Raw genomic sequence first — 12,123 nt, forward strand, 5'->3', positions numbered from 1 at the left:
CATGACGCTTCCGGACATCGCCGCCTTCGAGCGCGCCGGGCTCAAGGCCTGGCCGGGCATCGCGGTGGAATGGGACGGCGCCTGGGTGCGCCGTGCAGCCAATGGCTACACCAAGCGGGCCAATTCGCTGCAATGCTTCGACCCGGCGGACAATGATGACGCCCCGGCCCGGCTCGAAGCGGGCAGGGCCTGGTTCGCCGCCCGCAACCTGCCGCCCGTCATCCGCACCACCCCGCTGCAAAGCCCGGCCCTGACCGCGGCGCTGGATGCGGCCGATTGGCGTGCGATCGACCGGAGCCATCTCTACGCCATGCCGCTGGGCGAAACCGAGCCCGATCCCCAGGGCCGGGCCCTGGCGCCGCTCGATCCGGATTTTCTGGCCGCCCAGCAGGCCTTGCAGGAATACGGCGCCGGCACCATGGACCATTTGCGGGCCCTGCTCGCCGTCCTGACGGTGCCCGCCGCCGGCATCGTAATCTATCGCGACGGCGCGCCGGTCGCCTCCGGTCTGATGGCCATTGCCGATGGCATCGTCATCACCGGCAATGTGATCACCGACCCCACTCGTCGCCGCCAGGGCCTCGCTGCCGCCATGATGCGGACCGGCCTCGCCTGGGCACGGGCCAATGGCGCCATTATCGCCGCGCTCAATGTCCAGGCCGACAATGAGGCGGCCAAGGCGCTCTATGGCGGCCTCGGCTATCGCCACCAATACGATTATCTCTATCGCATTCCCAAGGAAGCATGATGACCCAAAAGCCGCTCCTGCTCGTCGTCGCCTGCGCCCTGGTGGACGCCGACCGCCGGGTGCTGATCGCCCAGCGGCCCGAAGGCAAGGCCATGGCGGGCCTCTGGGAATTTCCCGGCGGCAAGGTCGAAAAGGACGAAACGCCCGAAGCGGCCCTGATCCGCGAATTGCGCGAGGAGCTGGGCGTCGAGACCAAGCAAGCCTGCCTGGCGCCGCTTTCCTTTGCCAGCCATTCTTACGAAAACATTCACCTGTTGATGCCACTTTACGTCTGCCGCAAATGGCAGGGGACGCCGCAATCGCTGGAGCATGCCGCCCTCAAATGGGTCAGGCCACAGGCCCTGCGCGATTATCCCATGCCCCCGGCCGACGAACCCCTGATCGCAGCGCTCTGCGATCTTCTGTGAGGCCAGAAGGCCATCCAGCATGGAGCACAGAAATGTCCGAGGATCATGCGAAGAAGCGGGAGCCGGTTTTCCGCGGGACGCGATGGATCGGACGGGCCATGCGCCGCTTCCTGGCCGATCCGGATGGCGCCACCGCCATTGAATATGCGCTCTTGGGCGCGATGATCGCCGTCGCCTGCATCGCCAGCTTCACCATTTTCGGCGATGCGCTCGGCAATCTCTTCGGCACCGGCCCGGGCGGAGCCGGCAACGTCATCGCCCGCCAGACCGAAAAGCTCGGCTGATCAGCGCGAGGCGACGACCTTGTAGCGCTGCCCCGGCACCACGGCATCGCCGGGGAACAGGTTGTTGAGGATATAGAACAGGTCCCGGCCGCCCGGAATATTGGCCATCTGCCGCGCCAGGCTGTCGGCATTGTCGCCCGCCCTGGCGGTGACCAGCCGGATGGAAAGCGGGCGGATCTGGTTGAGATCGGCCGCCTCGGTGCGCCGGAAGCTCTGGATGGTCGTCTCGGCGCCCTGCATGAAGCGCTGGCTGTCCGCCTTGGCCGCGAAGATGAAGCGATAGACTTCACCGTCCAGCCGCATCACCGCCACGCGGAAGAACCATTGGTCCGTCTGCGCCAGGCCCGAGGCCATCTCGATGCCGTTATAGCTATGGGCCGAAACGGTTTCGGCCTTGAGCCCGGCAATCCAGCCCGACTTGAGATAATCGGTGAGCGCCATATTGGGCTGCACGGCAGCGCTGTCGAAGCGCACCGCCTCGCCGTCCCCGGCCACGCCAACCACCGCGCTCTGCGAATTCTGCAGCGTATAGCCCTGCGGCACCGCGAAGGTGAACTTGGAAGCCGAATGGATGAAGCGCTGGCCCACAATGGTGCCCTGGGCCGGGCTGTCGCCGAAGGTGAGGCCGGAAATGGCCGAGAGATAGCCTTCCCTGTCGGTTTCCCCGCCGCCGGCCGCCCCGAACATGGAGCGTGCGGTATTCATCGCCGTCTCGATGCGCGAGGGCGTGGAGGGATGGCTGGAGAGGAACCCGTCATCGCCCTTGACCGAGCCCGAGGAGAAGGCGGCGAACCGGCTCATCACGCCGAGGAAGCGCGCCGCGGCCTGCGAATCGTAGCCCGCCTTGCCGGCGAATTTGATGCCTTCCCGGTCTGCTTCCAGTTCCTGGTTCTGGCTGAAGGCGGCCAGCGACTGCCGCGTGCGATTGGCCGTGGCGTCGGTCGAGGTATCGCCGCCGAAAATGCCGGTGATCACCCGGTCCACGATCTGGGTATTGCGCGTCTTGTCCGTCCGCGCCCGCGCATGGCGCAGGGTGACATGGGCGATTTCATGCGCCAGCACCGCCGCCAGCTCGCTGGTATCGGAGGCCAGGGCCAGGATGCCGCGCGTCACATAGATATAGCCGCCCGGCAGGGCGAAGGCATTGACCTCGGACGTATCGAGAATGGTGACCTGGAATTGCGCATTGGGCTGGTTGGCCGCCGCCAGCAGCCGGCCCACGATCCGCGCCACCATGATCTCGGCCTGCCGGTCCTCGTAGACTCCGCCATAGGCAGCGACGATGCGCGGATGCTCGCGCCGGCCCAGCACCTCGTCGTCCGGAGCGGTGCCCGCCGGCACCACATTGGGCGCCGGATTGTCGCCGGTCCGGCCCACGCTGATATTGGACCCGGTCAGCGACGTGCAGGCGGCGAGCGCCAAAAGGCTCACCGACAGAAGGGTCACGCGCAGCACGTTTTTGCCCCGGAGCGCTTTCATGGCCTCGCCACAACCTCGATCTGCTCGGGGTGGGTCACCTCGATGCGCGGACCATCCCGCTCATCCACCCAGCCCCGTATGCGCACCAGCGCGCCTTCCAACACCAATGGATCGAACCCATCGCGCTCGAACAGGCGGAGCGCGGGCGCTTCGATCACGGCGGTGAAGTCTTCTTTCCAGTACCGGCCGAAATTGAGATAGACGCGCGACCCGCTCCTGTCGGCGAGCACGACTCGTCCCTCGACCAGTTCATAATCTCCCACCCGGCCGAGCAAGTCATCCGGGCGATCCGCCGCACGCACGCTGTAATAGGGATCGGCCCAGATGCCAAGCTTCTCCGCCCTGGCCTGGGCCTCGCCTGCGAAAAGTTGATCGAGGCAGCGCCGATTGTCCGGAAAGGAATAGACCCGCGCCAGCCCCGCTTCGATCATCCGCGATTGCGCCCAGATCGGGGTGTCGCCGTCTTCGACGAAGAGATGGGCCAGGGCCCGCCCATAGCGGTCCTTTTCCTCCCCGCCATAGCCGAGCTGCACATTTCTGCCCAGGGCCAGTTCCGCCAGCGCCGCCCTGGCCTCATGGGCCAGGGGCCAATCGGCAAAATCCTCCCGGCTCAGGGCCAGCTTCGGCGCCTGGGTGCCGATCAGCCGCACGGCCAGCCCCGAATCGAGCAGTACCGTGTCCCCGTCGACCACCTCGCTCACCAGGCCGCCTGGCGCCATGCGCAAGCCGTCGCAACCGGCAGCCGGGTGCGCTCCGGCAAGCATGGCGGCAGCAAGGGAAGCGATGGCAGTGCGATGCAAGCGAAAACCCCGAACAGGACTTCGTTCACCATGCATGGAAATAAGGCAAAAAAAGATTACCGAGCGCATACGGCCCTTAGCGCCGCATTGCCAAGACGCTGCGTCCGGGCCAAGCTGGCGGCGAGGAGACCGCCCATGGCAGCAAAAGGCACGATCAGGACCGGCACGGCCGGATGGGTCTATGAACCCTGGCGCGGCACGTTCTTTCCCAAGGGGCTGGTGCAGAAAAAGGAACTGGCCTATGCCGCCAGCCGCCTCACCTCCATCGAGATCAACGCCACCTTCCGTGCCAATCAGAAGCCGGAAAGCTTTGCGCGCTGGGCCGGCGAAACGCCCGAAGGTTTCCAATTCTCCGTCAAGGGCCCGCAATTGGTGACCCATATCCGCCGGCTCAGGAATTGCGCGCCTGACCTGGCGAATTTCTTCGCCTCCGGTCCCCTGGCCTTGGGCGACCGGCTCGGTCCCTTCGTCTGGCAATTGCCGCCCAACCTCGCCTTCGATGCCGAAAGCCTCGCGGCCTTCCTGGCGCTGCTGCCCCGCGATATCGACGCCTATCTGGCCCTGGCAGGCCAGGCTGAAGGCGCCAAGGCCAGGCCCTATCTCGAAGCCAATGGCGTCACCGGCATTCGCCACGCCATCGAACCGCGCCACAAGAGCTTCGATGATCCCCCCGCCCATGCCCTGCTCAAGGCGCATAATGTCGCCCGCGTCATCGCCGATACGGCCGACAATCCGGGCCGCGAGCTGACCGCCGATTTCGCCTATTGCCGCCTGCAGGGCCCCGCCCGCGCCGATGCCGATAGCTACAGCCCCGAGGATATCGCCGACTGGGCCGGCACGATCGGCCAATGGGCGGAACAGGGCCGCGATGTCTTTGCCTATTTCGTCCACGAGGACAAATTGCATGCTCCGGCCAATGCCATCGCCCTGCGCCAGGCGCTGGGCCTCGCCCTGCCCGGCGATTGATCACGAGCCTGTTCCCGTCTGGCTTTTGCCGCAAGCGGGGTCTATTGGGCTTGCAACCACAGCGTCATTCCGAGATCGTCCATGACCAATGTTCGCCCGCTCGACAAGCTTGCCGCCGGCTGCGCTTTCCTGCTCGGCCTCGCCACCATTCTCGGCGCCCTGGGCAGCCAATATCTGGCGGGCCTGCAGCCCTGCGAACTCTGCCTCGAACAGCGCCTGCCCTATTATTGGGGCCTGCCGCTCCTGGCCTTGATCCTGGTGTTGTGGAACCGCCTGCCGCTGCCGGTCTGGTATCTGGCCATGGCCATCGTCACCGCCCTCTTCGCCTGGGGCACCTATCTGGGCGTCTTCCATTCCGGCGTCGAATGGGGCTTCTGGCCCGGCCCCACCGCCTGTTCGGGCGTCGGCGCCGGTGGCAGCCTGTCGCTCGATTCGCTCAACGATCTGCAACCGGTGATCGGCTGCGACGTGGTGCAGTTCCGCTTCCTCGGCCTTTCCCTGGCCGGCTACAATGCCCTGATCTCGCTGGCCATTGTCGGGTTCCTCGGCTTCGCCATGCTCTTCCAGGCACGTCGAAAGCGTTGAGCGTTTCGCACTGGTATCGGCTACCGAGGCTCCGCCCCGGGATCAGATTTCTCCGCATCGCGGGACAAAAAGAAGGGCATGCGGAAATCCGCATGCCCTCTTTTGTTCAGCGAATATATGCCCGCCCGGGCTAGAACTCGCTCCAATCCGCCGAGATCGCTGCATTGCCCTGGCTGAGATAGGAGCGCGCGGCGCTGCGCAGCTTTTCCTTTTCCAGCCGCGGCGGCGGCGCGACCGGAGCGGCTGCCGGCTTGCTCCCGGCATCGATGGTGAACAGGTCCACCACCCGGTCGAGTTCGCTGGCCTGGGCCTCGGTCTGCTCGATGGCCGCATTGGTCTCTTCCACCAGCGCCGCATTGTGCTGGGTCATCTCGTCCAGCGTGCGCACGGCCACGCTGACTTCCTCGATGGCAGCGGCCTGCGCCTTGGACGCCTTGGCGATGGATTGCATCAGGCCGGCATTTTCCGTCACCGCGCCCAGCATGTCGCGCAACTGCCCCGCCGCGCTCGAGACCAGGTCCGAGCCGGTCTTGACCTCGCTGGCACTGGCTTCGATCAGCGCCTTGACCTCCGAGGAGGCCTCGGCCGCGCTTTGCGCCAGGCGCCTCACTTCCACGGCCACCACTGCAAAGCCCTTGCCGGCCTCGCCCGCCCGCGCCGCTTCCACTGAGGCATTGAGCGCCAGGAGATTGGTCTGGAAGGCGATGTCGTCGATCATGCCGATAATGTTGGAAATCTTGGCCGAGGACTGGGTGATCCGCTCCATGGCCTCATTGGCCCGCTCCATCACCTCGCCGCTACGCGTCGCGTCGGCGGAAACCGAATTGGCGCTGATATTGGCATCGTCGGCCATGCGCGCATTCTCGGCCACGGTATTGGCCAATTGCTCCATGGCCGCCGAGGTTTCCTCGATGGTGGCGGCCTGCTTGGTGGTGCGCTCGGAAAGGTCGTTGGCGCCCGAAAGGATTTCGCCCGTTGCGGTCTTGAGCGCCCGCGAGGTGGTGCGCAACCCGCCGATCAGTTCGCTCAGCTTTTCGGCCACCGCATTGGTGTCGGCCTTGAGCTTGGCGAAGGAGCCCTGGTAATCGCCCTCCATGCGGCGGGTCATGTCGGCTTCCGCCATGGCCGCCAGCACCTCGCCGGTTTCCGACAGCCCGCGATCCACCGTTTCCACCAGCGCATTGACGCTGCCGGCCAGGCTGTTGAGTTCCTCGTCGGGGAACTGGGCATGCACGCGCTTGCTGAAATCGCCGGCAATGGCGGCGTCCACCACCTCGCCGAAAGCGGCCTGCAGCGCCACCATCATGTCGGTGCGCTCAATGCGGCGGCGCTCGGCGGCGGCACGCTCCTCCTCGGTCATGGCGCTGACCTTGAGCCCGTTTTCGCGGAACACTTCCACGGCGCGCGCCATCTCGCCGATTTCGTTGCGGCGCTCCACATAGGGCACCGCGGTCTCGTAATCGCCCTCGGCGATCGCCTTCATGGTCTGCGCCAGGCGGGGCACCGACCCGGTGATCAGCCGCGACAGCGCATAGCCGAGCACGCCCAGAATGGCCAAACATACCGCGCCCACGCCCAGCAGCACCCAGAGCGTATCCAGGATGGCCGCTTCCAGCTTGGCCTTGTCCATGCCGGCATAGATGACGCCGATCACCTCGTCCTGCTGGTTCACCACCGGCTGATAGGCGGTGTAATAGGAATTGCCGGCGATCTCGGCCTCCCCGAAATAGGGCAGCCCGCTCATCACCGTTTCATAGGCCGGATCGTCCGCGGCGAACACGCCGCCCACCAGCCGCGCGCCATCCGCACCCACCAGCGTGCTGCTCAACGCCTCGAGCGGTTTGCCCGGACCTTCGGCGCTGTAGATCGTGGCGCTTTCTCCGGTCAGGTTGGCGATCGAATCGACCAGGTTATGATTGACGAAGATGCGCGGCATCGCCCAGGTCCGCAGGGCGGCAAGGCTGCCATCCTCGGCCCAGGTGACCTCGGCGGCAGGCAGATTGCTCCCGGCCACGGTCGCTGCCGTCCGCAAGCTGTTTTCCAGGCGCACCATGGCCTCGGCGCGGCTCGATGCGCTCAGGTTGAGATAGGTCGCCGTGGTGACGGCGCCGATCGACATGATGATGGCGGAAATGACCAGACCCGCGATCATCGCGGTCATTCTGATATTGCCCAGAAAGCGGACGAAAATATTGGCCAAGGTGAGGCCCCCAAAACTACCGCGCCCGTACCCCCATGGACGGCGCCCTTGGGAAAGACCCTAAAGAAAGCCCCTTAACCGAGTATTATCTCTAAATGTGACGGCGGCCCTAACCGACGGGCCGCACGTCTTTTTTCCGGGATCGATTCAGAATTCGTCCCAATCGGCGGCCAGGGCGGCATTGCCCTGGCTGCGCAGCCTGGGCGCGGCGGCGCGCAGGGCCCGCTGCTGGGCCTGGACATTGTCGCCGGGCGCGATTTCCGCCCTATCGACGGCGAAAATGTCCACGATCCGGTCGAGCTCGCTGGCCTGGGCCTCGGTCTGCTCGATGGCGGCGTTGGTCTCTTCCACCAGGGCCGCATTGTGCTGCGTCATTTCGTCCATGGTGCGCACCGCCGAAGTGACTTCCTCGATCGAGGTGGCCTGCTCGGCACTGTCGCGGGCAATGGCTTCCAGCGCCGCGGTATTGTCGCGGATGGCTTCCAGCATGGTGGCAAGCTTGCTGGCGGCGTCGCCCACCAGCTTGGAGCCGGTCGTCACCTCCCCGCTCGATTGCTCGATCAGCGCCTTGACCTCGCTCGAGGCCTGCGCCGCGCTCTGCGCCAGCCGCCGGACTTCCACGGCCACCACGGCAAAGCCCTTGCCGGCCTCGCCCGCCCGCGCCGCTTCCACCGAGGCATTGAGCGCGAGGAGGTTGGTCTGGAAGGCGATGTCGTCGATCAGCCCGATAATGTTGGAAATCTTGGACGAGGATTGGGTGATCCGGTCCATGGCCTCATTGGCCGCATCCATTACCTTGCCGCCTTCCTCGGCGGTATGGGTGACCCGGGCGGCATTGGCGCTGGCCTCGCGGGCGCGCTCGGCATTCTTGAGCACGGTGGCCGCCAATTGCTCCATGGCCGCCGAGGTTTCCTCGATGGTGGCGGCCTGCTTGGTGGTGCGTTCGGAAAGATCGTTGGCGCCGGAGAGGATTTCGCCGGTCGCGGTCTTGAGCGAGCCGGAAGTCTGGCGCAATAGCCCCACCACTTCGCTCAGCTTGTCGGCCACCGCATTGGTATCGGCCTTGAGCCGGGCGAAGGCGCCTTCATATTCGCCTTCCATGCGGCGGGTGAAATCGGTATCGGCCATGGCGCCCAGCACCTCGCCGATCTCGGTCACGCCGCGATTGAAGGTGCCGACGAGATTGTTGACGCTGCCGGCCAGCGCATTGAGTTCGGGATCGGGGAATTCCGCATTGACCTGGCGGGAGAAGTCGCCGGCCACCGCCGCATCCACCACTTCGCCGAAAGCGCTCTGGAGCTGGCTCATCATCTGCCGCCGGCTCTCCTCGTCGGCGACGATGCGCGCCGCTTCCGCCTCGGTCATCTGGCTGACGCGCAAGCCGTTCTGGCGGAACACTTCCACCGCCCGCGCCATGGCGCCCACCTCATTGCCCATTTCGGTATAGGGCACGTCGGCCTCGTAATTACCCTCGGCAATCTCGTCCATGGCGCCGGCAAGGCGCGGAATGGGCCGGGTGATGAAGCGCGAGGCGATAAAGCCGATCAGGCCCAGGACCACGGTCACCAGCCCCCCGACCATGCCGATCAGGCCCAAAACGCTATTGGCCGAAGCCTCGATATTGGCCATGGGCGTGCCCACGAAGATCGCGCCCATCACCTCGCCATTGGTTTTCTTGATCGGTTGCAGGGCCGAGAAATAGGTTATGCCGTCCAGCTCCACCGGGCCGAGATAGGCCTCGCCCGCCATGATCCGCGCCACCGCCTCGCTGCCCTCCGGCAAGAAGTGGTCCACGGCGCGCGCGCCGTCGGCCAGCACGATGCTGGTGGTCTTGGCGGCAAGCTGGCTCGCATCGGGCGTCAGCACATAGATGGCCGCGTCCTGCTTGGTCACGCGGGTCACCGAATCGATCACCTCGCTGTCGTAGAAGGGCGGGATCGCCCAGCTCTGGAAGGCCGAGATGGTCCCGTCCTCGCTCCAGGTCAGCACCGAACCCGAAATGCGCCGCTCCAGGATGGTCGCGGCCACGCCCAGATTGGTTTCCTGCTGCACCCGGCTATCGGCCATGGCCTGCCCATGCAGGTTCACATAGATCGATGCGGACACCACGGCGATGGAACCGATGATCGAGGCCAGGACCAGTACCAATATGGTGGTGGTCATGCGCACATTGCCCAAGAGGCGCGCGATGGATTTCATAGCTGTTCTCCCCCATGCGGAACCGCAGCCTGTATTCTGCAGGCCGCGTAGAACCACGGATGACGCTAGGAGATGACGGTTACTGAATCTTATACGGCGGCGCCCTGCAAACGATTTCGATGCCGTTTTTCCGTCCGAACCGGCAGAAATTCTTCGCTGGAGGCCCTGTCCCTGCCTTTTTGATGGCCGGTGGCTAGAATTCGGCCCAGTCGGCCTCGAGCGCCGCATTGCCCTGGCTCAGATAGGCGCGGGCCGGTTCCGCACCGCTTTTCCGCCGCCCGCCGGATTGCGGCGGCATCTGCGGCCGACGCTCCTCCAGCGCGAAGATATCGACGATCCGGTCGAGCGCGTTCGCCTGCGCCTCCGTCTGCTCGATCGCCGCATTCATCTCTTCCACCAGCGCCGCATTGTGCTGGGTCGCCTCGTCCATGTTCCGCACCGCCATATTGACCTCCTCGATGGCCGAGGCCTGTTCGCGGCTTTCATGGGCGATGGAATCCATGATGGTATTGGAGGCCCGGGCCGCCTCGAGAATGGCCTGCAGCTTGCCGGCTGCATCGGCCACCAGCCGCGAGCCGCCCCTGACCTCGTCGGCGCTCTGCTCGACCAGGCTCTTGACCTCGCTCGAGGCCTGCGCCGCCGATTGCGCCAGCCGCCGCACTTCCACGGCCACCACAGCGAAGCCCTTGCCGGCCTCTCCCGCCCGCGCCGCCTCCACCGAGGCATTGAGCGCCAGGAGGTTGGTCTGGAAGGCGATATCGTCGATCATGCCGATAATGTTGGAAATCTTGCCCGACGACGTGGTGATCCGCTCCATGGCATGATTGGCCTCGCTCACACCGCGCCGCCATTCTCGGCCGTGTTGGTCACCAGGGCCGCCCTCTGGCTCGCCTCCTGCGCCCGCTGTGCATTGGCGAGCACCGTGGCCGCCAATTGCTCCATCGTGGCCGAGGTCTGCTCGATCGTGGCTGCCTGCCTGGTGGTACGCTCGGACAGATCGTTGGCACCCGAGAGGATTTCGCCCGTGGCGGTCTTGAGCGAGCCCGAAGTGGCGCGCAATTGGCCCACCACCTCGGTCAGCTTGTCCGCCACCGCATTGGTATCGGCCTTGAGCCGGGCCAGCTTGCCCAGGTAATCCCCTTCCATGCGGCGCGTCAGGTCGGTATCGGCGAGGGCGCCCAGCACCGTGCCCACTTCGGTCACGGCCCGGTCGAAGGTCCGGGTCAGCGCATTGATGCCCTCGGCCAGGTTGTTCAGTTCCCCGTCCTTGAACCGGGCCTCCACCCTTTGGCTGAAATCGCCCGCATTGGCTGCTTCCGCCACGCCGGCGAATTGCTGCTGGAAATGCTGCATCTCCTCGATATGGGCATTGACCGCCGCCAGGTTGCGCTGCGCCGTCTCGGCATAATCCTGCGCCTGGCGGGCGCCGGCCTCCGCCTCGTCGGATTTGACCGATGAAAGCTCCAGCAGCATTTGCGTATTGCGCGTCATCCACACCAGGGCCGCCGCCTCGGCGACAAGGATGACGGCATGCAACAGGACGCGGCCCAGCCCGCCCTCGCCATAGAAGACCAGGTCGCTCAGCGTCATGCCGAGCCCCAGATGGTGCACGGCCACCAGCCCCGCGCCCAAGAGGATTGCCCGGACGTCGTAGAGCAGCGCGCACATGGCCAGAGCCGCGAAGAACGCCATATGCACATCGATCTGCATTGGATGGCCGCGCAGCGCCACCAGCCCCGCCATGACCTGGGCCATCAGCACCGACACCGCCAGATAGCGGAAGGTCGCACTGTTGCGGAAGAAGCAGAAGCCGGCGGTCAGCGCCGCGAGGGCGAAGCCGGCCAGACCCGTGGCGGGCCCCAGCCCGCCCACATGGGCGAATTCGGCAATGCCCACCGCCAGGGCCAGAACGATCGCGGTTGCGGCCAAAGCCAGCGCCGCCCTGCTGCGAAGTTGATCGAGAGACAAGGCACCCTCCTGGGTTACTCAACCGGTGCCCGGCACCGGCACCAAACGACGTCCTATTCCGCCGGCGCGCACAATCCAGTCGCGGCCAGCACCAGCCAGGCGCCTTCGGCCCGAATGCGGGCCGCAAAGCCCGGATCGGCGCCATAGGCGATCATCACATTGGAAAACCGGCCGGAATCGACCACATATCCGCCCGCCGCCACGATAGCGCCAAGAGCCTCGCTCTGCCCGGTCCAGGGCGCGAAGACCACGCCCATCTCCCCCGTTGCCGGCGGCATGTTGAGCGCGGCGCCGCCACCCACCAGGGCAAATCCCGCCACGGCCAATGCCGGAAGCATCGCGCCCTTGGTCTGGCTTGGGGAAGCCGCCGCACTCTGCATGACGAAGTCACCTGGTCGGACAATGCAAGGCATAGGGCGCAAAGCTTGCGCCTCGACCATTTAATATTTGCTTCTTTAATCGGGCATTGAGGTCAAGCTCCAATCTT

The 12,123-nt window shown here is 65.6% G+C and carries 12 protein-coding genes; 5 read left to right on the plus strand and 7 right to left on the minus strand.

Annotated elements, in window-relative coordinates:
• Nucleotide 1: 1 nt before the first annotated feature.
• The 3 genes from A3840_RS08315 to A3840_RS08325 are packed head-to-tail and all read left to right on the plus strand — an operon-like array spanning nt 2 to nt 1,439.
• Entirely contained in the window at nt 2-748 is a 747-nt protein-coding gene (locus A3840_RS08315; RefSeq protein ID WP_067454715.1) for a GNAT family N-acetyltransferase, read from the plus strand.
• Nucleotides 748-1,155, plus strand: coding sequence for a (deoxy)nucleoside triphosphate pyrophosphohydrolase (locus tag A3840_RS08320; protein ID WP_067454719.1), 408 nt, complete (start codon nt 748-750; stop codon nt 1,153-1,155). The genes A3840_RS08315 and A3840_RS08320 overlap by 1 nt, the downstream gene beginning before the upstream one ends.
• Nucleotides 1,156-1,187: 32 nt before the next feature.
• Nucleotides 1,188-1,439 carry a Flp family type IVb pilin gene (locus A3840_RS08325; RefSeq protein ID WP_245676574.1) on the plus strand — a complete coding sequence of 84 codons (252 nt, stop codon included), beginning with the start codon at nt 1,188-1,190 and terminating at the stop codon, nt 1,437-1,439.
• On the opposite strand, the gene A3840_RS08330 is transcribed toward A3840_RS08325, so the two are convergent.
• Both A3840_RS08330 and A3840_RS08335 read right to left on the minus strand, forming a co-directional pair.
• Nucleotides 1,440-2,918 carry a M48 family metalloprotease gene (locus tag A3840_RS08330; RefSeq protein ID WP_067454722.1) on the minus strand — a complete coding sequence of 493 codons (1,479 nt, stop codon included), beginning with the start codon at nt 2,916-2,918 and terminating at the stop codon, nt 1,440-1,442.
• Complete coding sequence (locus A3840_RS08335) at nt 2,915-3,718, minus strand: thermonuclease family protein (RefSeq protein WP_245676575.1); 804 nt, start codon at nt 3,716-3,718, stop codon at nt 2,915-2,917. The genes A3840_RS08330 and A3840_RS08335 overlap by 4 nt, the downstream gene beginning before the upstream one ends.
• Before the next feature lie 135 nt (nt 3,719-3,853).
• On the opposite strand from A3840_RS08335, the gene A3840_RS08340 reads away from it, so the two are divergent.
• Nucleotides 3,854-4,684 carry a DUF72 domain-containing protein gene (locus tag A3840_RS08340; RefSeq protein ID WP_067454728.1) on the plus strand — a complete coding sequence of 277 codons (831 nt, stop codon included), beginning with the start codon at nt 3,854-3,856 and terminating at the stop codon, nt 4,682-4,684.
• An 81-nt stretch (nt 4,685-4,765) separates the two neighbouring features.
• Nucleotides 4,766-5,269 (plus strand): disulfide bond formation protein B, encoded by a 504-nt coding sequence (locus tag A3840_RS08345; RefSeq protein ID WP_067454731.1) that lies wholly within the window; start codon nt 4,766-4,768, stop codon nt 5,267-5,269.
• A gap of 130 nt (nt 5,270-5,399) precedes the next feature.
• Here the strand turns inward: A3840_RS08345 and A3840_RS08350 are convergent, their stop codons facing one another.
• The 5 genes from A3840_RS08350 to A3840_RS08370 form a co-directional block, all read right to left on the minus strand.
• Nucleotides 5,400-7,469: a methyl-accepting chemotaxis protein gene (locus A3840_RS08350; RefSeq protein ID WP_067454734.1), complete on the minus strand. Its 2,070-nt coding sequence runs from the start codon at nt 7,467-7,469 to the stop codon at nt 5,400-5,402.
• Between the two features lie 147 nt (nt 7,470-7,616).
• Nucleotides 7,617-9,668, minus strand: coding sequence for a methyl-accepting chemotaxis protein (locus A3840_RS08355; RefSeq protein WP_067454737.1), 2,052 nt, complete (start codon nt 9,666-9,668; stop codon nt 7,617-7,619).
• Between the two features lie 193 nt (nt 9,669-9,861).
• Nucleotides 9,862-10,506, minus strand: coding sequence for a methyl-accepting chemotaxis protein (locus A3840_RS19985; RefSeq protein WP_067454740.1), 645 nt, complete (start codon nt 10,504-10,506; stop codon nt 9,862-9,864).
• Nucleotides 10,503-11,636, minus strand: coding sequence for a methyl-accepting chemotaxis protein (locus tag A3840_RS19990; protein WP_245676576.1), 1,134 nt, complete (start codon nt 11,634-11,636; stop codon nt 10,503-10,505). Before A3840_RS19990 ends, A3840_RS19985 begins: the two co-directional genes overlap by 4 nt.
• A 53-nt stretch (nt 11,637-11,689) precedes the next feature.
• Complete coding sequence (locus A3840_RS08370) at nt 11,690-12,016, minus strand: hypothetical protein (protein ID WP_067454746.1); 327 nt, start codon at nt 12,014-12,016, stop codon at nt 11,690-11,692.
• Between the last annotated feature and the right edge of the window lie 107 nt (nt 12,017-12,123).

This window comes from Devosia elaeis, assembly GCF_001650025.1.
Lineage (GTDB): Bacteria > Pseudomonadota > Alphaproteobacteria > Rhizobiales > Devosiaceae > Devosia > Devosia elaeis.

What these genes read in the sequence shown, in the direction of transcription:
- A3840_RS08345 (WP_067454731.1), top strand. Translation starts at nt 4,766, where the DNA reads ATGACCAATGTTCGCCCGCTCGACAAGCTTGCCGCCGGCTGCGCTTTC.
- A3840_RS08325 (WP_245676574.1), top strand. Translation starts at nt 1,188, where the DNA reads ATGTCCGAGGATCATGCGAAGAAGCGGGAGCCGGTTTTCCGCGGGACG.
- A3840_RS08320 (WP_067454719.1), top strand. Translation starts at nt 748, where the DNA reads ATGACCCAAAAGCCGCTCCTGCTCGTCGTCGCCTGCGCCCTGGTGGAC.
- A3840_RS08340 (WP_067454728.1), top strand. Translation starts at nt 3,854, where the DNA reads ATGGCAGCAAAAGGCACGATCAGGACCGGCACGGCCGGATGGGTCTAT.
- A3840_RS08330 (WP_067454722.1), bottom strand. Translation starts at nt 2,918, where the DNA reads ATGAAAGCGCTCCGGGGCAAAAACGTGCTGCGCGTGACCCTTCTGTCG.
- A3840_RS08355 (WP_067454737.1), bottom strand. Translation starts at nt 9,668, where the DNA reads ATGAAATCCATCGCGCGCCTCTTGGGCAATGTGCGCATGACCACCACC.
- A3840_RS08315 (WP_067454715.1), top strand. Translation starts at nt 2, where the DNA reads ATGACGCTTCCGGACATCGCCGCCTTCGAGCGCGCCGGGCTCAAGGCC.
- A3840_RS08370 (WP_067454746.1), bottom strand. Translation starts at nt 12,016, where the DNA reads ATGCAGAGTGCGGCGGCTTCCCCAAGCCAGACCAAGGGCGCGATGCTT.